At 62.8% G+C, this 21496-nt stretch carries 24 protein-coding genes and 1 tRNA gene; 17 read left to right on the plus strand and 8 right to left on the minus strand.

Annotation, left to right across the window (positions count from 1 at the left end):
* Positions 1-189: 189 nt before the first annotated feature.
* Entirely contained in the window at positions 190-1344 is a 1155-nt protein-coding gene (locus ACVIYL_RS19500) for a patatin-like phospholipase family protein (protein WP_456779513.1), read from the minus strand.
* Positions 1345-1410: 66 nt separating this feature from the next.
* On the minus strand, positions 1411-2235 hold the full coding sequence (locus ACVIYL_RS19505; protein WP_456779514.1) for a 3-hydroxybutyrate dehydrogenase: 825 nt from the start codon (positions 2233-2235) through the stop codon (positions 1411-1413).
* A gap of 165 nt (positions 2236-2400) precedes the next feature.
* Between ACVIYL_RS19505 and ACVIYL_RS19510 the strand changes: the two genes are divergently transcribed.
* Positions 2401-3300, plus strand: a complete 900-nt coding sequence (locus ACVIYL_RS19510) for a LysR family transcriptional regulator (RefSeq protein WP_253607387.1) — start codon at positions 2401-2403, stop codon at positions 3298-3300.
* Positions 3301-3333: 33 nt separating this feature from the next.
* Here the strand turns inward: ACVIYL_RS19510 and ACVIYL_RS19515 are convergent, their stop codons facing one another.
* Positions 3334-4041, minus strand: a complete 708-nt coding sequence (locus ACVIYL_RS19515) for a peroxiredoxin-like family protein (RefSeq protein ID WP_225645767.1) — start codon at positions 4039-4041, stop codon at positions 3334-3336.
* A 510-nt stretch (positions 4042-4551) separates the two neighbouring features.
* On the opposite strand from ACVIYL_RS19515, the gene ACVIYL_RS19520 reads away from it, so the two are divergent.
* The 14 genes from ACVIYL_RS19520 (at position 4552) to dhaK (ending at position 17029) form a co-directional block, all read left to right on the plus strand.
* Positions 4552-5043, plus strand: a complete 492-nt coding sequence (locus ACVIYL_RS19520; RefSeq protein ID WP_225159961.1) for a cupin domain-containing protein — start codon at positions 4552-4554, stop codon at positions 5041-5043.
* 109 nt (positions 5044-5152) lie between these two features.
* Positions 5153-6370, plus strand: a complete 1218-nt coding sequence (locus tag ACVIYL_RS19525; RefSeq protein WP_456779515.1) for an MFS transporter — start codon at positions 5153-5155, stop codon at positions 6368-6370.
* 524 nt (positions 6371-6894) lie between these two features.
* Positions 6895-8253 carry an ABC transporter substrate-binding protein gene (locus tag ACVIYL_RS19530; protein ID WP_028335636.1) on the plus strand — a complete coding sequence of 453 codons (1359 nt, stop codon included), beginning with the start codon at positions 6895-6897 and terminating at the stop codon, positions 8251-8253.
* Between the two features lie 70 nt (positions 8254-8323).
* Complete coding sequence (locus ACVIYL_RS19535) at positions 8324-9298, plus strand: carbohydrate ABC transporter permease (RefSeq protein WP_456779516.1); 975 nt, start codon at positions 8324-8326, stop codon at positions 9296-9298.
* Positions 9295-10272: a carbohydrate ABC transporter permease gene (locus ACVIYL_RS19540; protein WP_016843403.1), complete on the plus strand. Its 978-nt coding sequence runs from the start codon at positions 9295-9297 to the stop codon at positions 10270-10272. Before ACVIYL_RS19535 ends, ACVIYL_RS19540 begins: the two co-directional genes overlap by 4 nt.
* Positions 10269-10487, plus strand: coding sequence for a hypothetical protein (locus ACVIYL_RS19545; RefSeq protein WP_057021016.1), 219 nt, complete (start codon positions 10269-10271; stop codon positions 10485-10487). Before ACVIYL_RS19540 ends, ACVIYL_RS19545 begins: the two co-directional genes overlap by 4 nt.
* 4 nt (positions 10488-10491) lie before the next feature.
* Positions 10492-11589, plus strand: a complete 1098-nt coding sequence (locus ACVIYL_RS19550) for an ABC transporter ATP-binding protein (RefSeq protein ID WP_456779517.1) — start codon at positions 10492-10494, stop codon at positions 11587-11589.
* On the plus strand, positions 11582-12607 hold the full coding sequence (locus ACVIYL_RS19555; protein WP_076823867.1) for an ABC transporter ATP-binding protein: 1026 nt from the start codon (positions 11582-11584) through the stop codon (positions 12605-12607). The genes ACVIYL_RS19550 and ACVIYL_RS19555 overlap by 8 nt, the downstream gene beginning before the upstream one ends.
* Positions 12608-12628: 21 nt before the next feature.
* On the plus strand, positions 12629-13252 hold the full coding sequence (gene dhaL / locus ACVIYL_RS19560) for a dihydroxyacetone kinase subunit DhaL (RefSeq protein WP_456779518.1): 624 nt from the start codon (positions 12629-12631) through the stop codon (positions 13250-13252).
* Positions 13249-13641, plus strand: a complete 393-nt coding sequence (dhaM, locus tag ACVIYL_RS19565; RefSeq protein ID WP_028163196.1) for a dihydroxyacetone kinase phosphoryl donor subunit DhaM — start codon at positions 13249-13251, stop codon at positions 13639-13641. Before dhaL ends, dhaM begins: the two co-directional genes overlap by 4 nt.
* Before the next feature lie 31 nt (positions 13642-13672).
* A complete protein-coding gene (locus ACVIYL_RS19570; protein WP_456779519.1) occupies positions 13673-13975 on the plus strand; it encodes an HPr family phosphocarrier protein in 303 nt (100 codons plus the stop codon).
* 1 nt (position 13976) lies between these two features.
* Positions 13977-15593, plus strand: a complete 1617-nt coding sequence (gene ptsP / locus ACVIYL_RS19575) for a phosphoenolpyruvate--protein phosphotransferase (protein WP_456779520.1) — start codon at positions 13977-13979, stop codon at positions 15591-15593.
* Positions 15586-16008, plus strand: a complete 423-nt coding sequence (locus tag ACVIYL_RS19580) for a hypothetical protein (protein WP_310881834.1) — start codon at positions 15586-15588, stop codon at positions 16006-16008. The genes ptsP and ACVIYL_RS19580 overlap by 8 nt, the downstream gene beginning before the upstream one ends.
* 37 nt (positions 16009-16045) lie before the next feature.
* Complete coding sequence (gene dhaK, locus ACVIYL_RS19585) at positions 16046-17029, plus strand: dihydroxyacetone kinase subunit DhaK (RefSeq protein ID WP_456779521.1); 984 nt, start codon at positions 16046-16048, stop codon at positions 17027-17029.
* Between the two features lie 88 nt (positions 17030-17117).
* Here the strand turns inward: dhaK and ACVIYL_RS19590 are convergent, their stop codons facing one another.
* The 3 genes from ACVIYL_RS19590 to ACVIYL_RS19600 form a co-directional block, all read right to left on the minus strand.
* The gene (locus ACVIYL_RS19590) at positions 17118-17558 is read right to left on the minus strand and encodes a hypothetical protein (RefSeq protein ID WP_456779522.1); all 441 of its coding nucleotides are present in this window, start codon (positions 17556-17558) and stop codon (positions 17118-17120) included.
* A gap of 107 nt (positions 17559-17665) precedes the next feature.
* Positions 17666-17836 (minus strand): hypothetical protein, encoded by a 171-nt coding sequence (locus tag ACVIYL_RS19595; protein WP_456779523.1) that lies wholly within the window; start codon positions 17834-17836, stop codon positions 17666-17668.
* A gap of 45 nt (positions 17837-17881) precedes the next feature.
* Positions 17882-18073 carry a hypothetical protein gene (locus ACVIYL_RS19600; protein ID WP_092085983.1) on the minus strand — a complete coding sequence of 64 codons (192 nt, stop codon included), beginning with the start codon at positions 18071-18073 and terminating at the stop codon, positions 17882-17884.
* Positions 18074-18366: 293 nt separating this feature from the next.
* Between ACVIYL_RS19600 and ACVIYL_RS19605 the strand changes: the two genes are divergently transcribed.
* The gene (locus tag ACVIYL_RS19605) at positions 18367-19035 is read left to right on the plus strand and encodes a helix-turn-helix transcriptional regulator (RefSeq protein WP_456779524.1); all 669 of its coding nucleotides are present in this window, start codon (positions 18367-18369) and stop codon (positions 19033-19035) included.
* 20 nt (positions 19036-19055) lie between these two features.
* Here the strand turns inward: ACVIYL_RS19605 and ACVIYL_RS19610 are convergent.
* Both ACVIYL_RS19610 and ACVIYL_RS19615 read right to left on the minus strand, forming a co-directional pair.
* Positions 19056-19131: transfer RNA gene (locus ACVIYL_RS19610), tRNA-Ile, on the minus strand.
* Positions 19132-19324: 193 nt separating this feature from the next.
* The gene (locus tag ACVIYL_RS19615) at positions 19325-20293 is read right to left on the minus strand and encodes a Bug family tripartite tricarboxylate transporter substrate binding protein (RefSeq protein ID WP_057015085.1); all 969 of its coding nucleotides are present in this window, start codon (positions 20291-20293) and stop codon (positions 19325-19327) included.
* Positions 20294-20412: 119 nt separating this feature from the next.
* Between ACVIYL_RS19615 and ACVIYL_RS19620 the strand changes: the two genes are divergently transcribed.
* Positions 20413-21381 (plus strand): TAXI family TRAP transporter solute-binding subunit, encoded by a 969-nt coding sequence (locus tag ACVIYL_RS19620; protein ID WP_456779525.1) that lies wholly within the window; start codon positions 20413-20415, stop codon positions 21379-21381.
* Positions 21382-21496: the final 115 nt, after the last annotated feature.

A 21496-nucleotide genomic window follows, 5' to 3' on the forward strand; every position in this document is an offset into this window, starting at 1 on the left:
TGGCGGGAAATAAGCCTGACCACGGTCAAGGGGAGGCCCTATTCGTGGGCTGTCGGTTCGCTTGTCCACGAGGCGATGAGATCGGCGTGGCTAGGTGAGGTCCCTCTTGCTGACAAGGACCTCTTCGCTGCGGAAGCTGGATCGGACGAGTAATTCCCCCATCGCGCAATCCTGTTCCTGGCGCGCACCTTATTCCGCCGCCACCGGCATCAATTCCATCTGCTCATGCAGGATCACGCCCGACAGCGGATCAAACTCGCCAACCCACGGCGCGTGTTCAAGGGCTGCTCTCGTGTGCGAGTAACCAGCGTCCCACCGCTGCATGATGCCGCGCGGGCTGAAATCGATGTCCTTGGTGTGGGTTTCGCGATCAAGCTGCGGCGCAAGCAGACGCACGACGTGCATGCGTGTCTGACAGCCGTAACCGACCAGTTCGCGCACCTCCGGGGTGTTGCGTTCGCTGTCGGGCAGCCGTTCGGCCAATTGGTTGATGATGTGACGCAACCGATGCGCCTGCTGCTGGCGTGCGATGTGGCTCATGATGCGGCTGGAATATTGGACATCCTTGTGTCGATTCAGCACCTCCGCCATCGTGGTCGGCTCCAGGCCCGCAGGATTCCACAGATGGACAGCGAAGATCAGCGAGTTCTTGCGGGGATTGTCATCGAACACGACTTCAGTCGGCGTGTTGGACAGAATACCGCCGTCCCAATAGAGCTCGCCGTCGATGCGGACGGCGGGAAAGGCCGGCGGCAATGCGCCGGAGGCCATAATATGCCTGATGGTGAGTTCCCCGTCGCGGCTATCGAAATAGTGCATCTGGCTGGTCCGCACGTGGGCGGCCCCGACCGTCAGGCGCGGCGAACAGCTATTGAGTAGCTTGACGTCGACGAGTTCGCACAGGGTCTGCTCCAGTGGCGCGGTCGAGTAATAGCCGGCCCGTTCGGCACCCAGCGGGTAGCTGTCACCCGCATGAGCAAGGGCATTCGGACGAAAAAAGCCGGGAATTCCGTGGGTGATGGTCGCCCAGTAGGATAGCCGGTCATTGAAGTCGGGAAAGGCCGTCCGGATGTTCCAGACCGGATTTTGCTCCATCCGCTTCCAGAACTCTTTCAGGCGTGACAGCCGGTTCTCGACCGGATTGCCGGCGATGAGGCTGGCATTGATGGCGCCGATCGATGTGCCGATGATCCAGTCCGGCTCGATGCCTGCTTCGTGCAAGGCTTGATAGACACCTGCTTGGTACGAGCCCAAGGCGCCGCCGCCTTGCAACACCAGAACGACCTGGCCGGGGAGATCCTTGGCCAGCGATTTGATATTTCGCGACGAAGTTCTGTCCTGCATGTTGTGCTCCCATTCCGGCCTGGTCTAATATTCGCAAGCGCGCCCGGCTCTGTTACGAGCGTCGTCTCAATGTGCTGTCCAACCGCCATCGACCGGCAAAGCAATTCCGGTAATCGACGCGGCTGCTTCGCTCGCCAGGAAAACCGCCAGCGCACCGATCTCCTCGACTGTCGCAAAGCGTTTGTTCGGTTGCTGGGCCAACAGCACGTCGCGGATCACCTGATCCCGAGAGATTCCATGCGCCTTGGCTTGTCCATCGATCTGAGCTTCGACCAGCGGGGTATAGACATAGCCAGGGCATATGGCGTTGCACGTAATACCTTCCTCGGCGATTTCGAGCGCCGCTACCTTTGTCAAGCCGACAATGCCGTGTTTGGCGGCGACATAGGCCCCCTTGAACGGCGAGGCGACCAGCCCATGCGCAGATGCCACATTGATGATGCGGCCGAATCCTTGTTTGCGCATCGCCGGCAGTGCCAGCCGCGTGGTGTGGAACGCGGACGATAGATTGATCGCAAGGATCTGATCCCATTTTTCGACCGGAAACTGGTCGAGCGGTGCGACGTGCTGAATACCGGCATTGTTGATGAGAATGTCGAGCCGATCAAAGTCGGCCAGCGTCACCGCGACCATCTCGGCGATCGCATCTGGCGACGTCATATCGGCCGCTGAATAGCCGACCTTGACGCCATGATCGGCTTCTATCGCATCCTTCGTCCTGGCGATCTCGGCCGCGGCTCCGAAGCCATTCAGCATCACGTTTGCGCCAGCCGCGGCAAGCGCGCGGGCGATGCCAAGCCCGATCCCGCTGGTTGAGCCGGTCACCAGGGCGGCCCTGCCATCGAGCAATTTTGCGTCAACGTCGGCATGCGATTTGATCTGGACATTCATCTTCTCAATCCCGCTTGCGTCGGTGGTATCCGACGATCGCCCAAAATCTGCATCGCAAAATGGATTCACGGAAATACCCTTTGACTTCCAAAACCATAGGTGCGCGCTATGGCCGCCTTGGCCCTCAATCGGCTAGACTGTGAGCCGGATCAGGGGAGTTCGGCCATGGAAATGCATCAGGTTCGGTACTTCCTCGCGGTCGCGCGGACGCTCAACTTCACGCGTGCTGCTGATGAGTGCAATGTCACCCAGCCATCGCTGACGCGAGCAATCAAGCAGCTCGAGGCAGAGCTTGGCGGCGACCTGTTTCGCCGCGAGCGTCCGGCCGGATTGACCGAGCTTGGTCAGCGCATGCACCCCTTGCTGAAGCAATGCTACGAGGCCGCCGCCGGCGCTCGCTCGCTCGCCTCGTCATTCAAGAGCGGCGAGATCGGCGCGCTGAGAATCGCGCTCACCCACTCGATCGATCTGTGTCTGCTGATTCCCTTCCTCGATCAGATCAAGCGCCAGTTCAATCGGCTGGAATTCCGTTTTCTCCGTGGCAATGGCCGCGAAGTCGGAGACATGCTGAAGAAAGGCGAGGCGGAGCTAGGAATTGCAGCTGAGCTCGACCCGAATTGGGAGCGGCTCGACACTTGGCCGCTATTTACGGAGGACTTTCAGCTCGTCGTCAACGCTGACCACCGGCTTGCCGATCAGGACAGCATCGACCTCGATGATCTGCGTTCCGAACAGCTTTTGTCGCGTGGATACTGCGAGTATGGCCCGCGCTTGAACACCGTCTTGCGAGAGCACGGCATAGACGTCGATCATTGCCACGAAATCTCGAGCGAGCGCGATCTCATTGAGCTGCTTGAGGCCGGTATCGGCATCGCCGTGGTTCCTGACACCTCGCGGATACCGCAGACGCTCAAACGTACCTCGGTCGAGGGACTCGATGCCCGACGCACGGTCAATCTCTACGGCGTCGCCGGTCGCGAGCGAACTGCGGTCGCATCTGCCGTCATGCGCATGCTGCGTGGCACGGATTGGCGGCAGTTTTTGGAGAAGAGCCGAGCCGCGTGAGAGTACCAATGCACGCGGGTCGCCCGGAAGCGCCTACCTCGCGTCCTTCAGAGCTCCGAGTAGATCCTCGATCGCCATGCGGCGCCGGAAGTCGGGATCAACAAAACGCGTTTTGACGATGCCATCGCATCCGATCACAAAGGCCGCAGGAATCGGCAACACCCAACCGTCGTTGCCGTGAAAGCTCGGCATGTCGAGATAAGAGAGAAGCCGCTCAATCTCTGCACCAAGCCAGATCGCCAGGTTGAGGGACAGCGCATAGCCATTGTCGAGATCGGTCAGCACTGGAAACGGTGCTCCGGCTTCGGACTTGAATTCTGCCGCATATTCCTGTGTCTCGGGCATGACGGCGACGACGTCCGCCCCCAGAGCCTTGATGCGGTCATAGGCCTTGATCACGGCCCTGACATTGAGTCGGCAATACGGGCACCAATGGCCGCGGAAAAACATCACCGCCACCGGGCCTCGCTCGAGCAGAGAGGGCAAGGCGATTAGGCGACCGCTTTCGTCGGGTAGCACGAAAGGTGGCATCGGCTCGCCAGGACGCGGCGCGTTTTCGCCGCCGCCATTTTCGTTGACCCTGATAACGAGGCGATCGACTGCGTCGCCATAGGCCGGAAAGATTTCCCGGCCTGCTGCCGCATAGGCTTGGAGCTGCTCGTTGAGAGTGCCTTCCATCTCCCGGCAGCGCTGAAAGGCGACCTTGAGCCGCTCGGCGTCGGCTGGGGAAAGCGATGTCATCCCTTGCTCCCGTATGTTTGACCTTCAGATGGCAATTCCTGCGCGGACCGCCCACCAGAGGCGCCTTTGTCTCCGCCAGGAGCATTGCACAAAGCACGATAGCATTGGGCTATCGATATCAGAGCGGGCCCGCATTTCGTGTTGGACGCCTGAGCGGGGATGGCCGTCCCCCGAGGGGTTTTCTATGTCCCGCTATAACGTACTGTGAATTGGCAAATTCGCTACCGTTCCTTTCCTGATGTCCATCGTGGGCCATGCCGGTCATGAACTTGGAGATATGTTCGGCCTTGCAATGAAACTCGGCACCCGCGGGAGCGAGCTTCGTGACCACATCTCCGCCTGTCCGACCTTCGCGTCCGACATCAAGCACATGCTCGGCCGCGCTTGAGTCGCATAGCCCGCCGCTATCGACTCAACAGCCAACCGGCATTTCCCGAAGCAAGGGCCTTGCGCGATGCTCCTGACACGCCGGCCAGCCTTTCGGGGCCGCGACATCAAGGAGACAACAACATGTTCAATGACATCGCAACCTCGCGCAAGATCCGGCGAGCTCTCGGCGTCGCGAGCGCCATTGCCATTTCGCTCGCGACAGCATCCGCGGCTTTCGCCGGCGAATGTCCCGCCGACAAGATGAAGGCCAATGCCCGCTCGATGGTGGACTACAAGCCGGTTGGTGTTACCGACGTGACGCTTGGATCCATCGATCTCGGCAAGCAACCCGCGCATATCGAGGGACGCGAACTGCGCTTCCGCAAGCTGACCATCGAGCCCGGTGGCATCGTGCCCTGGCACAGCCATGACGATCGGCCGGCGCTGATCTTTGTCCAGCAGGGCGAGGTCGTCGAATACGCCAGCAACTGCGTCGACCCAATTGTGCACAAGGCTGGCGACCTGCGACCGGAGGTCTACGGCACCTCGCACTGGTGGAAGAACCTCGGCAAAGAGACCGTCATTCTCTACGTGGGTGATGTCCGCAAGGATCCGACTGACCACAACATGTAACGAGTGCTCCAGCCCCACGCCTCGTTACCGGATGTGACGACCCGGGAGCCACGTGTTGGCCCCGCACGCCCGGGCGTTACATCTCCCTTCGATCACAGGAGCTGCGGCGATGACTGATATGCCGATGGAAGTCTCAGCGAAACCAATGCAAGAGCACGGTCATTCGCCGGACGTGGCGCTGCGATCTCTGGTGATCGGCCTCACCGCATTCCTGACCGTCGTCGACCTGTTCGCAACTCAAGCAATTCTACCAACTCTGACGCGGCACTACGGCGTCACGCCCGGTGCGATGGGCTTCGCTGTCAATGCCAGCACGATCGGCATGGCAGTCGCAGGACTGGTGGTCGGATCCTTCAGCCCGCACATCGATCGCAGGACCGGCATTCTGGCAAGCCTGCTTCTGCTCGCGATTCCGACGAGCTTGCTTGCCGTCGCACCGAACCTTGCCGTCTTCACCATTCTTCGCATCATGCAGGGCCTCTGCATGGCGTCAGCCTTTACGTTAACCCTTGCCTATCTGGGCGAACAGTGCAGCGCAATGGATGCTGGCGGCGCCCTCGCCGCCTATATCACCGGGAACGTCGCAAGCAATCTGATCGGGCGTCTCCTCTCGGCGTCCGTGTCCGACAATCTGGGCCTGGCGACGAATTTCTATTTCTTTGCCGTGCTCAATCTCGCAGGCGCGCTGCTGGTCTACTCCACAATCAAGCGCGTCCAGCCCATGCACTCCATCGGCCCAGCACAATCGCCACTTTCGGCAATGATAGAGCATTGGCACGATCCGGCCCTACGCGCGGCCTTCGGCCTTGGCTTCTGCATCCTGTTCGCGTTCATCGGCACCTTTACCTACGTCAACTTCATCCTGGTCCGTGCCCCACTGTCGCTCGGTATGATGGGGGTGGGTTTTGTCTATTTCGTATTTCTCCCCTCCGTCGTCACGACGCTGCTGGCTGGCAAAGCGGTGGCACTGTTCGGCATGCGCCTATCACTTTGGGGCGGTCTCGCAATCGCCGCTCTAGGCCTGCCACTGATGCTCTCATCGCACCTTGCGGACGTGCTCGCGGGGATGGTGCTGATGGGGATCGGCACGTTCTTTGCGCAAGCCTGCGCCACAGGCTTCGTCGGGCAAGCGGCGCGAACAAACCGCGGGGTTGCCAGCGGCACCTACCTTGCCTGCTATTTCTTCGGCGGCCTGGTCGGCAGCGCGGTGCTTGGTCAATTGTTCGATCACTTCGGATGGGTCGCCTGTGTCGCAGGCGTGGGCGTGGTGTTGGCAATGGGGTGCATTTTGACCGCAAGCCTCAGGATCCCGGTGTCCGGTCGATAACACGAATGGTGGGCCCGGCAGTTCGCGGCAATGGCAGATTTCGGCCGACACGGAGGCTGCTCGCGCGCTCAATCGCTTTGTTGAACGTTCAGTAAAGTCACATACTAAACATTCTGGCTGGGGCTGACCTTCTGGCTTTCCTGTTATCGGGACGGGCCGAATTGCGTCCGCTGGACCAGGCCGGCAGTCGTTGTTCGCCGCATTCGCTGCAATTCTCGGACAATTTGTTGCATTGCGAACATCGACGCGTGCGCGTGCGAGCGTCGGGAATATTTTCGCCAAGGTCGCGAGAACCGACTTGACGGGCCAAAAAATTTAGTACTACGTTTAGTAATACAAAAAACTAAACATCGCGCATCGAGCGCCGATGTGCAGGAGGAGCCCAAGCCATGCCGGAGCCGTCTCCGGCAGCGGTCCGTCTCGTCCTTCACTCATCGCTCCTCAAACTCGGTTTCAGGGTCTTGGCGTCGCTCCGGCAGGGCGCGCTGAGCGGGTTGGACGCTTCAACGAGAGAGGAAACGGATATGCGGACATTCAATTGGCTGAGAAGCTCAGCGGCCACCACGGTTCTCGGGGCGGCGCTGCTGGGGATATTTGGCGGGGGCGAAGCTGCGGCCCAGGGTAAGCAGCTCACGCTGTGCTGGGCGGCATGGGATCCGGCCAACGCGCTGGTCGAACTCGGCAAGGATTTCACCAAGCAATCCGGCATCGAGATGAAGTACGAGTTTGTCCCCTGGACGAGCTACGCGGATCGCTTCCTCAACGAGCTCAACTCCCACGGCAAGCTCTGCGACCTGATCATCGGCGACAGCCAGTGGATCGGCGGCGCCGCCGAGAACAAGTGGTACGTCAAGCTCAACGATTTCTTCGACAAAGAGCACATCTCGATGGACGACTTCGTCCCGGCGACCGTTGTCGGCTATTCGCAGTGGCCAAAGAACTCGGCGAACTACTGGGCGCTGCCGGCGATGGCCGACGCCGTGGGTTGGACCTACCGCAAGGACTGGTTCTCGCGGCCCGACATTCAGTCGGCTTTCAAGGCCAAGTACGGTCGTGATCTGGCGCCGCCGAAAACCTATGACGAGTTGAAGCAGATCGCGGAGTTCTTCCAGGGCCGCGAGATCGACGGCAAGAAGGTCTACGGCGCCTACATCTTCACCGAGCGCGGCTCCGAAGGCATCACGATGGGCGTGACCAACGTCCTCTACAATTACGGCTTCAGCTACGACAATCCGAAGAAGCCGTACCAGATGCAGGGCATCGTCAATTCCGCCGAGGCGGCCAAGGGGCTCGAATTCTACAAGGAGCTCTACAAGTGCTGCACCGCGCCGGGCATGACCAACGCCTACATGCAGGAAGGGCTCGATGCCTTCAAGTCGGGCCAGGTGGCGATGCAGATGAACTGGTTCGCCTTCTTCCCCGGCCTCTACAAGGATCCGAATGTCGGTGGCGACAAGATCGGCTTCTTCGTCAATCCGGCCGGCCCGAACGGGCACTTCACCCAGCTCGGCGGACAGGGCATCTCGGTGGTTGCGACCTCCGACCGCAAGGACGACGCGCTCGCCTATATCAAGTGGTTCGCGCAGCCTGCCGTGCAGCAGAAATGGTGGCAGATCGGCGGCTACTCGGCGCTCAAGGCGGTGGTCGACGCGCCGGACTTCCCGAAGAGCGCGGCGTTCGCGCCGCAATTCCTGGAGTCGATGGGCATCGTCAAGGACTTCTGGGCCGAGCCGTCCTACGCCCAGCTGCTGCTTGATATGCAGAAGCGGGTGCACGACTACGTCGTCGCCGACAAGGGCACGGCGCAGCAGGCGCTCGATCTCCTGGTCAAGGACTGGACCAAGGTGTTCAAGGAACAGGGCAAGCAAGTCGCCTCGCAATAGCCCGAACGCCGCGTCCCAACTGAACTGGCTTCCCCGAGGTCAGCCTCGGGGAAGCCGAACCAGCCAGCCGATGGACAAGATGACGACGATCCTGCAACCCGACCATGCTACGATCCCGGGCGTGAGCGAGCCAGCCAAATCCCGCGCCGCGCGCCGCGGCCATGGTCTGTCCGACCGGACCATCGCGTGGCTGTTCGTCGCGCCGACGATTGCGCTGCTGCTCGCGATCAACATCTTTCCGCTGGTCTGGATGATCCGGCTGTCCTTCACCAGCCTCAACCTCAGCATGTCCTATCTGCCGCTGCGGTTTGTCGGGCTCGACAATTTCAGCGACATACTCAACGACGAGGACGTCTGGTTCCGGCTCCAGACCACCGCGCAATTCGTGATCTGCTCGGTCGCCTTGCAGGTCGTGGTCGGCTTTGGGCTCGCGCTTCTGATCAACCGTCAGTTCCGCGGCCATAGTTTCTGGACCACGATCATCCTGCTGCCGATGATGCTGTCGCCGGCGGTCGTCGGCAATTTCTGGACGCTGCTGCTGCAGCCGCAGATCGGCCCGTTCAACTATCTGATCAGCTTGTTCACCGGTGTGCCGCCGAGCTCTTTCAGCATGACAGGGCAGGTCGCGCTCGCGCCATGGACCATCGTGCTCGTCGACACCTGGATGTGGGCGCCCTACGTGATGCTGATCTGCCTCGCCGGGCTGCGCTCGATCCCGGATTACATCTACGAGGCGGCTGAGGTCGATCGTGCCTCGGCCTGGCGGCAGTTCTGGTCGATCACGCTGCCGATGACGGTGCCGTTCCTGATGCTGGCGGTGCTGTTTCGCGCGATCGAGAACTTCAAGATGTTCGACATGGTCAACCTGCTGACGTCCGGAGGACCAGGGTCGACCACCGAGCTCGTATCGATCACGCTGAAGCGTGCGGCATTCGAGAAGTGGCGCACCGGCTATTCGTCCGCGCTCGCCATCATCCTGTTCGTGACCGTGTTCGGGGCCGCCAACATCTACGTCAAAGCGCTCAACAAGGTGAAGCAACGATGACCGCTGCCGTAGCCAAATCGGTCCTGGCCAGATCCAGCGCACACTCGATCGTCGAGGCCTCGCCGCGCACCAAGGCATTCGCTGGTGCTCTCGTCATCCTCTATGCGTTGATCACGATCCTGCCGCTGGTCTGGATCGTTGCTACCGCCTTCAAGTCGCAAAGCGATGCGATCGCCTATCCGCCCAAGGTGATCTTCGAGCCGACACTCGAAGGATATGTCAACCTGTTCACGGTACGCACCCGCCAGACACCTGATTTCATCGCCAAGTTGCCGCCCCCGGAGACCTGGTATGACAAGCTGGTCCGCAAGCATGACATGGTCATTGCCGGACCGTCCAAAGTCGTCCCGCGCTTCGTCAACTCGCTCATCATCGGGTTCGGTTCGACCTTCCTCGCCGTCTTCCTCGGTACGCTCGCGGCCTACGCTTTCTCGCGCTTCCGCATTCCGTTGGCCGACGATCTCTTGTTCTTCATTCTGTCGACGCGGATGATGCCGCCGGTTGCGGTCGCGATCCCGATCTATCTGATGTACCGGCAGCTCAACCTGACCGACACCAGGCTCGGAATGATCCTGCTCTATACCGCCGTGAACGTCTCGCTCGCGGTCTGGCTGCTCAAGGGGTTCATCGACGAGATCCCACGCGAGTACGAGGAGGCGGCCCTCGTCGACGGCTACACGCGACTGCAGGCGCTGCGCAAGGTGGTGCTGCCGCAGGCCGTCACCGGAATCGCGGCGACCGCGATCTTCTGCCTGATCTTCTCCTGGAACGAATACGCCTTCGCGGTTCTGCTGACCAGCGGTGAGGCGCAGACCATGCCGCCCTTCATCCCTTTCATCATCGGTGAGGGCGGGCAGGACTGGCCGGCGGTTGCCGCCGCGACCACGCTGTTCGTCGTCCCGATCGTCATGTTCACCGTGCTGCTCCGCAAGCATCTGTTGCGCGGCATCACCTTCGGAGCGGTGCGCAAATGAGCGGTTCAGCTGTTGTTAAGGAGGCCAAGGGAACCAAGGGGACATTGCACCGCTTCTTCAGCCGCGGGCGCTGGGAGGCCGTTGCGATGACCCTGATCGGGGGCGGCATCTTCATGCTGGTGCAGCCCTTCTCGATCGATCTCTACAGCTATTCATTCGTGACGATTCTGGCCGGCACGGTAGGCTTCGTCGTCGTCAGCCACTTTCCGGAATAGGGCCATGGCTCAGATCCGCATCGAAAATCTTCGCAAGTCGTTCGATCAGTTCACCGCGGTGGAAGGGTCGACCTTCACCATCGACGACGGCACTTTCTTCGCGTTGCTCGGCCCTTCCGGCTGCGGCAAGACCACCACCTTACGCATGATTGCCGGCCTCGAGCTGCCGACCGAGGGCAAGATCCTGCTCGACGGGGAGGACGTCACGTTCCACCGCGCCGCCGCCCGCGATATCGCGTTCGTGTTCCAGCTGTTCGCGCTCTATCCGCACATGAATGTCGGGCAGAACATAGGCTTCCCGCTGAAGTGCCAGGGCATGGCGCGGCACGAGATTCGCGAGCGGGTGCAGGAGACCGCGCGGATGCTGCGGATCGAGCATCTGCTGTCGAGCAAGACATCGAAGCTCTCGGGCGGCGACCGCCAGCGTGTCGCGCTCGGGCGAGCCATGGTGCGGCGCCCGAAGGCCTTCCTGATGGACGAGCCGCTGGGCGCACTCGACGCAGAGTTTCGTCATCTGATGTGCGGCGAGCTGCGCGATTTGCACGATCGCATCAAGGCGACCACGGTCTATGTCACCCACGACCAGCTCGAAGCGATGTCGATGGCCGACCAGATTGCGATCATGAACAAGGGGCGCGTGGAACAGATCGGCACGCCGCAGGAGGTCTACGACCGGCCCGCCAGCATGTTCGTCGCGGACTTCATCGGCTCGCCGCCGATGAACTTCCTGCGCTTCGAGGGCGGGCTGCGATCTGGTGACCGGGCGATCAATTTTCACGACACCAGGCTCGTGGTGCCCGAGATTCGCGAGGACCGCGCCAGCGCTGCGCTGGCCCTCGGGATTCGCCCGGAACATATTCGCTTCACCGACGCCGGATCCGTTCGCGGCGAGGTGTTCGGCGCGGAATATCTCGGCACGACGCAGATCGTCACAATCGACACCGCCTATGGACGGGTCGCGGCGCGGCTGCCGTCGAGCGCCTCGGTGCGGATCGGAGAGACCGTCGGCCTCGAATTCAACTCCGGTCGGCTCTCACTGTTCGATGCCGGTAGCGGCCTTGCAATCAGGACCGCCGGCGAGGAGGAGGGGCGCCATGGTTGACGTCAGCTTGCGCAACATCAGCAAGCGCTTCGGCGCGGTGGAGGCGGTGCGCGACCTCTCGTTGACGGTGAACGACGGTGAGTTCCTCGTTCTGCTCGGGCCGAGCGGTGCCGGCAAGACCACGACGCTGCGGCTGATCACCGGGCTCGAGAGCCCCGACGCCGGCTCGGTCATGATCGGCGGGCGCGACGTGACGCATGATCCGCCGGGTTCACGGGACATCGCATTCGTGTTCCAGCAATATTCGCTGTATCCGCATCTGTCGGTCTATGACAACCTCGCATTCCCGCTGCGCTCGCCGGCACGGCGCGTGCCGGAGCCGCTGATCCGCAAGCGTGTCGAGCAGACCGCGGAGCTCCTGCACATCGCCAGCAAGCTGAATAATCGTGCCACCCGCCTGTCGGGAGGTGAGATGCAGCGGGTCGCGATCGGCCGTGCGCTGGTGCGCGATCCCTCGATCTATCTGATGGACGAGCCGCTGTCGTCGCTGGATGCAAAGCTTCGCGCCGAGCTTCGCCTCGAGCTGAAACGGATCCAGCTCGAGCTCGGCGCGACCATCCTTTATGTGACCCACGACCAGGTCGAAGCCATGACGATGGCGTCAAGGATCGGTGTGATCAAGGACGGCCGGCTGCTTCAGCTCGGCACGCCGAGGGAGGTCTACGAAAATCCATCCAGCAGCTACGTCGCGTCGCGGCTCGGGACGCCCCAGATCAATTTCCTTCCCGCACGGCTGTTGTCCGATGTGGCGATACCGCCGGAAACGGAGACGGTCGGCATCCGCACCGAGCACCTCCAGATCGCCGCGCGCAACGGCGGGCAGATGGTCGGTCGGGTGCATCGCGTCGAGCATCTCGGCGAGCAGAATCACGTTCACCTCGACTATAAGGGCGAAACGCTGGTGACGCTGGCGGATCCGCATCAGCCGCTGCGGGCCGGCCAGGAGGTTGAATTGCAACTGGTGCGTCCGCTGTGTTTCGACCGCGCGGGGCAACGCATCGGCGCGATGGTCCAATAGAGGAGCGAGAGGTTCAGATAGATGTCTGTGCAACCGGAGACATTCAGGTCGCTGCTCAAGGCGGCCGCCGAGCAGGTCATCGCCAGCGCGCCGGAGCTCACGAGCCTGGACCAGGCGATCGGCGACGGCGACCACGGGACCAACATGAAGCGCGGCTTCGAAGCCGTGCTCGGCAAGCTCGATGCCATCTCGGCGCAGCCGCTCAACGAGGCATTCAAGGCGATCGGCAAGACCCTGGTCATGACGGTCGGCGGCGCCTCCGGCCCGCTTTATGGCAGTTTCTTTCTCGCCGCGGGCGAGGCGCTGTCGCAAGACAAACACTTGCCTGACGATCTCGCCGACGTGTTCGGTAGCGGCGTGGACGCGGTGAGCGCGCGGGGCCGCTCGCAGGCCGGCGAGAAGACGATGCTCGATGTGCTCGTTCCGGTGCTGGAGACACTGAAAGCGGGCGCCGGCCAGCCCGATCTGATCGAGCGGGTGCGCATCACCGCGGCTGAAGCGGTTGAGCGCACAGTGCCGATGCAAGCCACCAAGGGCCGGGCGTCGTTCCTCGGTGCGCGCAGCGTCGGTCATGTCGATCCGGGGGCACGATCGAGCTGCGTTCTGCTGCACGCTGTGTGCGCTGGCCTGGAGGCGCGGCAATGACCGATACCGTAGGGATCGTGATCGTCTCGCATTCCCGGGATATCGCCAAGGGAACCGCGGACATGGTGCGGCAGATGGTCGGCAGCGAGGTCAAGGTCGCCTTCTGCGGCGGCAATCCCGATGGTGGTCTCGGCACCAGCGTGCCGCTGATCATCGACGCCATCAACGATGCCTGGTCGTCGAAAGGCGTTGCTGTGCTTGTCGACCTCGGCGGCGCCGAGACGAACAGCGAAATGGCGGTCGAAATGCTGGAGCCGGCGAGGCGTGATCTCGTTGTCGTCTGCAACGCGCCGATCGTCGAGGGCGCCGTCATGGCGGCGACGGAAGCTGCGGGCGGCAGCTCGCTGGCCCAGGTCAGAGCCGTGGCCGAGGAACTCTCTGCCGACTGAGCCGGCGGGGAAGCGATGATGGATGATGAGCATGCTTGATAAAGCGGACGAACAGATCTTCACCGGCAATGTGCGGTTGGTGCACGCAGTTGGCATGCACGCGCGCCCCGCGGTCAAGCTGACCAAGCTCGCCAAGAAATTCCAGGCTCAGATCTCGGTGCGGGTCGCGGGCGCGCCTGAATGGATCAATGCCAAGAGCGTGGCCAAGATCATGGCAATGCGCGCGGCACACGGCAGCACGATCGAGATCAAGGCCTCCGGCAGCGATGCGGAGGCCGCGGTCGCGGCGTTGGTCGGTCTGATAGCAAGCGATTTTCCGGATGGAGCACCATAGCATGCAGGGCGGCGCTGCAGGGCTGGCCTACCGCGGCAGGACCGCCTCGATCGGCTTTGCCCATGGCCCGTTCGTCCGTGTCGATGCGGGCGCGGTCGGCGAGCGTGTGGCCGGCACACTGGTCGAGGAGGCGCTGGCGTTGCGCAATGCGATCGACGTCGCGAGTGGCCAGATCGCGGATCTTGCCGCCAGCGCCGGCGGCGAAGCTGCCCAGATTCTCGAATTCCAGGTTGCGCTGCTGGAGGACGAGGATTTGATCGAGGCGATCTTCGCGTCGATCGGCGAGGGACGTCCGGCCGATATCGCATGGCGTTCGACGCTCGACGCGCACATCGCCGACTACAATTCCGCACCGGACGACTATCTGAAAGCGCGTTCCTCCGATCTTGCGGATTTGCGCGACCGCGTGGTCCACATTCTGCGTGGCGATCAGGGGCAGCCGCTGAAGGTCCCGAGCGGGGGCGTGGTCTGCGCCGACGATCTGCCGCCATCGCGATTCCTCGAGATCGACTGGTCCGGCGGCGGCCTGGCGCTGTTGCGCGGCAGCCCGACCAGCCATGTCGCGATGCTGGCGCGGGCGCGCGGCATCCCGATGGTGGTGCAGCTCGGTTCAATTCCAGACATCGGCACCATGGCGTTGCTCGACGGCGAAGGCGCGACGCTGGAACTCGATCCCAATGCCGAACAGGTCCGTACTTTCGAGAAGCGGCGCGACAGCCATCTCAAGAGCAGGGCATCCGCGCGCGCAATCCTGCGGCGGCCGACAGCCTCCTGGCGCGGCGAGCGGATCAAGCTCTTCATCAATATCCAGCGCGTCGAGGATCTCGAGCATGCCGACGCGCAATATGCCGACGGCATCGGCCTGATGCGCACCGAGTTCCTGCTGACGGAGCGCGGTAGTCTGCCCGATGAAGAGACACAGTTTCAGGCTTATGATGCGGTGTTGCGTTGGGCAGACCGGCGACCGGTCACCATTCGCACGTTCGACGCGGGCGGCGACAAGCCGGTGCCGGGCTTCACGGTGGACGGCGAAGCCAATCCGTTCCTCGGGGTGCGCGGCCTGCGCCTGTGCCTCGCCCGGCCCGAGATCTTTGCGGTTCAGCTCCGCGCGCTGGCGCGGGCCGCGGTGCGCGGCAATCTCAAGGTCATGTTCCCGATGGTCACATCGGCGGACGAGCTCGAGGCGGGACGGAAGCTGTTCGCCGATGTCGTGCAGCGCTTGCAGGCGGACGGCATTGCCGCGATGCTTCCCGAGCTGGGAATCATGGTCGAAGTCCCGGCGGCGGCCCTTGCGGTATCTAGCTTCAAGGCCGCCTTCTTCTCGATCGGCTCGAACGATCTCGCGCAATATGTCCTGGCTTGCGATCGTTCCAACGGAGCTCTCGCCCCATTGGTGGACCCTCTGCATCCCGCAGTGCTCGAACTGATCGCGCGGACCGCGGAGCACGGCCGCCGCGCCGGCATCAGCGTCAGCCTGTGCGGCGACATGGCCGGTGATCCGCGCTGCCTGCCGGCCCTGCTGAATTGTGGCCTGCGCGAACTCTCCGTCAATGCATCGGCGCTGGCGCAGATCAAGCACACCATCGATCGGCTGAGCAGCGGAGGCGGCCTTGGCTGACACGGCGGCCGATGACGCGCCCGAAGCCGGCGCGGTCGCAGTCTACAAGCGCATCTTCAAGGAAGTCCTTGAGAGCCGCCCGTCCGGCATGCGGCTGCGGCTGGCCCATGCCATGGGAAAGAACCGCAGCTTCGTCAGCCAGATCAGCAACCCGGCCTATCCGGTGCCGATCCCGGTGCAGCATCTCAACACGATCTTCGATGTCTGCCACTTCCCGCCACAGGCGAAGACAGCCTTCCTTCGCGCCTATGCGCGCGCACATCCGCGCCGCGTCGGCCGGTTGAGCGAAGGCTCGCACGAGCGGACGCTGACGCTGCATCTGCCAGACTTCGGCAGCGCCAAGCGCAACGCCGAGCTCGACACGCTGCTCCAGGAGTTCACGCGGCGACTGATTGCCATCATGCGGGAAAAATAGGCGAGAAACGCCAAACGGACGAAGCGGGGAGAACACAATGAAGAAGTTCATCAATGCGGTCGACAACGTGCTCGCAGAGAGCCTCGACGGCTTTGCCGCCGCGCATGCCGACCTCGTCATGCTCGGCCCTGAGCGGAAATTCGTCCGCCGCCGCGAGCTGAACTCGAAGAAAGTCGCGCTGGTCTCGGGCGGCGGCAGCGGGCACGAGCCGCTGCATGCCGGCTTCGTTGGCTACGGCATGCTGGATGCCGCCTGTCCCGGCCAGGTGTTCACTTCGCCGACGCCGGACCAGATCGTCGAGGCCGCACAGGCGGTCGCGGGCGATGCCGGCGTTCTCTTCATCGTCAAGAACTATGCCGGCGACCGCATGAACTTCGAGATGGCAGCCGAGATCGCCGAGGGTCGTATCGCCACCATCGTGACCGATGACGATGTGGCGGTCGAGAAGTCGACCTACAGCGCCGGGCGGCGCGGCGTCGCCGGCACCCTGATCGTCGAGAAGATCGTCGGCGCCGCGGCCGAGAAGGGCGCCGATCTCAAGACCTGCGTGGCGCTCGGCGAGCGCATCAACGCACAGACGCGCTCGATGGGCGTTGCGCTGACCAGCTGCACCGTCCCGGCTGCGGGCACGCCGACCTTTGCACTTGCCGAAGACGAGATGGAGATGGGGGTCGGCATTCACGGCGAGCCGGGCCGCCGCCGCGTCAAGCTTGCGGAGGCCGATGCGATCGCATCGGAAATGACGGCAGCGATCGCCGGCGATCTCGCGGCGCCCGCGGGCTCCGAGGCGCTGCTGCTCGTCAACGGCTTCGGCGGCACGCCGACGATCGAGCTCTATCTGATGTACAACACGGCGCGCCGGATGCTCGAGGAGCGGGGCCTGCGCATCGCCCGTTCGCTGGTCGGCAGCTACGTCACATCGCTGGACATGGCGGGCTGCTCGCTCACCGTAAGCCTGCTCGACAGCGAGACCACCGCGCTCTGGGATCATCCCGTGCGCACGGCCGCATTGAAATGGTGACCGCCGTGGTGGGCGGCCGCTGATTTTCAGATTGCGCCCTGACTGACGATGGGCCGGGGTCTCAGGCATGCACCGGAAGTCTGCCGGTTCACCTTCCCTGAAACTTGCCGTGTCCTTCGGGCGCGGCATCTTTTTTGCGTGGAGTAGACAGGATCTCCGGCGATCGTGAGTGCCAAGCCATTGATTTATTGCTGGGCCCGGCAGGACTCGAACCTGCAATCATGAACGGGCATAGCGGTTCGGTTGTGAATTCGCCCTTGGATGCTTGCTCCACAACTCGCCTGATGCGGAGCATTTGGACTGTTCGGACGGCGTTAAGAGGCAGCAGAACCGAGTGAAGGATGAGGATTGGATACAAGCCGTCGAAGAACGCGTATGCGATGAACGCGACATTGCTCAAGATGGCCGTGATCCGGAGCTGGAGCATCGTCTTCATGCAAAACGTGGCGAAGACGAGAAGAGATGCGAGATAGCCGGCGGCTTCAACCCAGGACTTCGAGCCGCAGAGCAAAACATCTGAGCAGCGCATTTCCGCGTCCTTCTATGAACTTGCCCCTGAAGAGCGCGACGAGCCCTGTACATGTGGCTCAACGGGTTTGGATACCGAAGCAAGCGCAAAAATCAGATGCTGATCGGCTAGAAGAATCCGGCACTGAGATCCAGCCCATAAGTCACCGACAGCAGCCACACCAAGAGGGCGGCTCCACAGAGCAACGCGGTCTGCTTGAGGACGTTTGCCTGCAATGACGATGTGGGGAATACCCGGACAAAAGCGTTTGCAATCGCAGCAATTGCAGCGGCCCGCATGATGATCTCCAGGAGTTGGCAAATGGTGCGCCAACAGCGCCTCGATCAGGGAATGTTGATCGCCGGCAGCGGGCCAGTGGGTCGGATCAACGCTTTAGCAGGTTGCTCCTGCGTGAAGGCCGCGAGCGCAATCAAAACGGCGCATAATAGGGCGATGAAAAAGCCGAGACGCCACCGCCGCTCCGTCCGGTCGTCGTCGGGCGTGTCAAGCCGGCGCGCGCCCGTTGCTGTGCGCATCGTTAATCTCCGAATATCGTGACGGTGAGAAGGCCAATCTTCCCAACACCCGCACTGAATATCTCGCCAGTTGATGCGTCTGGGAACTACCTAGAAAGGTGGTCCGGTGTCTCCTATGCTTGCTCGAAGGTCGGTGACCTGCGCACTCGGTTCGGGGGGGGACATGTATCTATCGACGGATTCCACCAATCCGCAGAATCAAGATGTCTATGCACTCTGGGATCGGCTGGCCGAGTTCTCCGTCGGCGACGGCGACGCCCGCACTGATACATCTGCTAGCCGCACTGCGTACCATGTTGTCGGCACGCAATGTGCTATGGGGTGTGGTCGTGCGATTGCCTTCGCCGAAGCGGGCCGATCCCTTGCTCGGTTGGCGTCCGCGCCTCGTCCGGGTGCTGGACCCGATACCGGCGGTGGCAGCATCCGTGCAGAAGCAGTTCGATACGCTCTGGTCCCGCGACGTCGACCTGTCTCAGATCCTTTCCATGTCGGGAGATGAGCCGTTCCGGGTCCGCCTGCTGTTCGAAGCGCTGCCGCCGGAATGGTTCGAGGGCGAGCACTATCGGCGGCACTATCTGGACGTCGGATTCGCCGACAGCATCTCCGTGCGCATTGCGCTCAACGACGACGTGAGGATTCGCCTGTTCGTATTTCGCGATGCGGAGGCCCCTCGCTTCTCGGCACAGGACGGCCAGCGTCTGGGCTTCGTGATGCGCGGGTTGAGATGGTTTCACCGTCAGCAACTGCTCAGCCACGGCCTGCTCATCGCCAATGCACCCCTGACACCTGCTGAACGCAGGGTGTTGCTCGCACTGCTCGACGGGCACACGGAAAAGCAGATCGCGCAGAGGCTTGACCAAAGTCCGAACACCACGCATTTCCACGTCAAGTCGATCTACGCCAAGTTCGGCGTGCGTAATCGCTCGGCGCTCACCGCGCTGTGGCTCGGCAAGCTGCGATAACGAACTTACAGTTGATTTGCTGGTGGGCCCGGCAGGACTCGAACCTGCAACCAGACCGTTATGAGCGGCCGGCTCTAACCATTGAGCTACAGGCCCCGCCGCCTTGCGGGCCGCGGGGCGCGGCCGGCAACGGTGCGGGCTCCGTTTACAGGCTGACTGCGGTTTCGGCAATGCCGCCCGCACCCCTGTGCCGACGCCGCCGGGCCAGCCACGTCTTGCGGCCGGCATCGCTGGAACAGCGGCCGGCAGCCATCCTGCCTGGCCCTCCGTTTCCCTGGCGACCGGCGCCTCAATCCACCGAGACGCCGGCAAACTCGACGACTTTGCGCCATTTCTCGGTCTCGTCGGCCACCAGCTTGCCGAATTCGGCCGGGGCCATCGGCTTCGGGATGCCGCCGACCTCGGCGAGGCGCGCCACGAGCTTGGGGTCCTTCAGCGCTTCGCCGACCGCCTTGTTGAGCGCATCGACGATCTCGGGCGGGGTGCCCTTCGGCGCCGAGATGCCGTAGAAGCCGACCGCCTCGAATCCCGGCACGGTCTCGGCGATCGCCGGCACGTCGGGCACGCTCGCCCAGCGTTTCGGCGAGGTGACGCCGAGCGCGCGGACGTTGCCGCCGCGGGCCTGCTCCAGCGCCGACGGCAGATTGTCGAAGATCAGCTGCACCTTGTTGGAGATGATGTCGGGGAAGGCGATCGCGGATCCCCGATACGGCACATGCAGCATGTCGCACTTGGTCATCGCCTTGAACAACTCGGCCGACATGTGCACCGAGGTGCCGTTGCCCGAAGAGGCATAGGAGATCTTGCCCGGATTGGCCTTGCAGTAGTCGATGAACTCCTGGACGGTCTTCACCGGCATCGCGTTCGAGACCACCAGCATGTTGGTGAGCTGCATGATGCTCGCGACCGGGGTGGTATCGCGCAGGAAGTCGAACGGCAGCTTCTTGTAGAGCGAGGTCGAGATCGCATTGTTGGGCGCGACGAACAACAGCGTATAGCCGTCAGCCGGCGAGTTGATAGCGGCCGCGGCGGCGATGTTGCCGCCCGATCCGGTGCGATTCTCGACGATGAATTGCTGGCCGAAATGATCCGACAGCCACTGGCTCATGATGCGGGCGACGATGTCGACCGGACCGCCGGCGGCAAACCCGATCACCCAGCGCACCGGGCGGTTCGGATAGTCGGATGCGGATGAGGGGGCAATCGAGGCGAGGCAGCAAATCAAACCAAGCAAGGCGACACGCGCGAACTGGATCATCGTCTCTCCCGTCATTTTCTTGTGACTGTTGCCGGCATGGTTTCACAAAACGCTGGCTTTGCCTACGACGTCGCCCGTGCGACGATAGTCGGGTTCGTGTGGAATGCTTGAGGCTCGGGATGAAATTCGCTGTTATGATGTGCGCCGGCGCGCTGCTGCTCGCGGACGGGGCGGCGGCGCAAGAGGGGTGCAAGACCATTTCCAAGACCACGATCAGTTTCGCCACGGCGACGCCGGGTGGCGGCTTTCCGCTCTATGGCAATGCCTTCGCCGAGGTGATGAATGCGGCCGACCCGACGCTGTCGATCGAGCCGCGCAACACCAAGGGCTCCAATGAGAACATCCCGCTGCTCGAGGCCGGCAACGTCGATATCGCGACCGTGGCGGGCGAGCCGTCCTATGAAGCCTTCATGGGCATCGGCCGGCCGAAGGCCACGAAGCTGAAGATCCTCACCGCGATGTATTCGAGCCCGGGCATGTTCGTGGTGCGGGCCGACAGTCCCTACAAGACGATCCAGGACCTGGTCGGCCAGCCCGTCGCGTTCGGCGCCAAGGGCTCCGGCCTGCCGATCCTGTCGCGCTACATCCTCGACGGCATCGGGCTGAAGCAGGACGAGGACTTCAAGTCGATCTATCTCGATCGCGCCGGCGACGGGCCTGCGATGGTCGAGGACGGCCGCGCCGCCGCATTGTGGGGCGCCGGCATCGGCTGGCCCGGCTTCACCAAGATGGCCGAGAGCGCCACCGGCGCCCGCTTCATCGCGCCGACCACGGACGAGATCGCCCGCATCCGCGCCAAGCACACTTTCCTCAAGCCGCTGACCATCCCAGCCGGCAGCTATCCGAAGCAGACCGCGGCAATCTCTTCGGTCGGCTCCTGGAGCTACATCCTGGTGCGCGAGACCTTGCCCGACGATGTCGCCTATCGGCTGGCCAAGACGCTGCACGGCATCGAGGCGACCTTCTGCAACAAGCTCGCCCAGGCGTGCGAGACCACGGCGGCGAACACCGTCGCCGCCGCGCCTGATATCAACCTGATCCACCCCGGCGTGCTCAGATATTTCCGCGAGATCGGGGCGGCGAAATGACTTCTGCATGGACGCGCTATCGCGTCTATGCAGAGGTCATTCCGGGGCGCGCGAAGCGCGAACCCGGAATCTCGAGATTCCGGGTTCGATGCTGACGCATCGCCCCGGAATGACG

The sequence above is a fragment of the Bradyrhizobium sp. USDA 3315 genome, from assembly GCF_054056795.1.

Coding starts and splice junctions, on each gene's coding strand:
- ACVIYL_RS19620 (WP_456779525.1), top strand. CDS start 20,413: ATGAAATTCGCTGTTATGATGTGCGCCGGCGCGCTGCTGCTCGCGGAC.
- ACVIYL_RS19520 (WP_225159961.1), top strand. CDS start 4,552: ATGTTCAATGACATCGCAACCTCGCGCAAGATCCGGCGAGCTCTCGGC.
- ACVIYL_RS19500 (WP_456779513.1), bottom strand. CDS start 1,344: ATGCAGGACAGAACTTCGTCGCGAAATATCAAATCGCTGGCCAAGGAT.
- ACVIYL_RS19570 (WP_456779519.1), top strand. CDS start 13,673: ATGCTTGATAAAGCGGACGAACAGATCTTCACCGGCAATGTGCGGTTG.
- ACVIYL_RS19540 (WP_016843403.1), top strand. CDS start 9,295: ATGACCGCTGCCGTAGCCAAATCGGTCCTGGCCAGATCCAGCGCACAC.
- ACVIYL_RS19595 (WP_456779523.1), bottom strand. CDS start 17,836: ATGCGGGCCGCTGCAATTGCTGCGATTGCAAACGCTTTTGTCCGGGTA.
- dhaK (WP_456779521.1), top strand. CDS start 16,046: ATGAAGAAGTTCATCAATGCGGTCGACAACGTGCTCGCAGAGAGCCTC.
- dhaM (WP_028163196.1), top strand. CDS start 13,249: ATGACCGATACCGTAGGGATCGTGATCGTCTCGCATTCCCGGGATATC.
- ACVIYL_RS19615 (WP_057015085.1), bottom strand. CDS start 20,293: ATGATCCAGTTCGCGCGTGTCGCCTTGCTTGGTTTGATTTGCTGCCTC.
- ptsP (WP_456779520.1), top strand. CDS start 13,977: ATGCAGGGCGGCGCTGCAGGGCTGGCCTACCGCGGCAGGACCGCCTCG.
- dhaL (WP_456779518.1), top strand. CDS start 12,629: ATGTCTGTGCAACCGGAGACATTCAGGTCGCTGCTCAAGGCGGCCGCC.
- ACVIYL_RS19550 (WP_456779517.1), top strand. CDS start 10,492: ATGGCTCAGATCCGCATCGAAAATCTTCGCAAGTCGTTCGATCAGTTC.
- ACVIYL_RS19605 (WP_456779524.1), top strand. CDS start 18,367: ATGTTGTCGGCACGCAATGTGCTATGGGGTGTGGTCGTGCGATTGCCT.
- ACVIYL_RS19545 (WP_057021016.1), top strand. CDS start 10,269: ATGAGCGGTTCAGCTGTTGTTAAGGAGGCCAAGGGAACCAAGGGGACA.
- ACVIYL_RS19510 (WP_253607387.1), top strand. CDS start 2,401: ATGGAAATGCATCAGGTTCGGTACTTCCTCGCGGTCGCGCGGACGCTC.
- ACVIYL_RS19590 (WP_456779522.1), bottom strand. CDS start 17,558: ATGCGCTGCTCAGATGTTTTGCTCTGCGGCTCGAAGTCCTGGGTTGAA.
- ACVIYL_RS19505 (WP_456779514.1), bottom strand. CDS start 2,235: ATGAATGTCCAGATCAAATCGCATGCCGACGTTGACGCAAAATTGCTC.
- ACVIYL_RS19530 (WP_028335636.1), top strand. CDS start 6,895: ATGCGGACATTCAATTGGCTGAGAAGCTCAGCGGCCACCACGGTTCTC.
- ACVIYL_RS19515 (WP_225645767.1), bottom strand. CDS start 4,041: ATGACATCGCTTTCCCCAGCCGACGCCGAGCGGCTCAAGGTCGCCTTT.
- ACVIYL_RS19600 (WP_092085983.1), bottom strand. CDS start 18,073: ATGCGCACAGCAACGGGCGCGCGCCGGCTTGACACGCCCGACGACGAC.
- ACVIYL_RS19555 (WP_076823867.1), top strand. CDS start 11,582: ATGGTTGACGTCAGCTTGCGCAACATCAGCAAGCGCTTCGGCGCGGTG.
- ACVIYL_RS19525 (WP_456779515.1), top strand. CDS start 5,153: ATGACTGATATGCCGATGGAAGTCTCAGCGAAACCAATGCAAGAGCAC.
- ACVIYL_RS19535 (WP_456779516.1), top strand. CDS start 8,324: ATGGACAAGATGACGACGATCCTGCAACCCGACCATGCTACGATCCCG.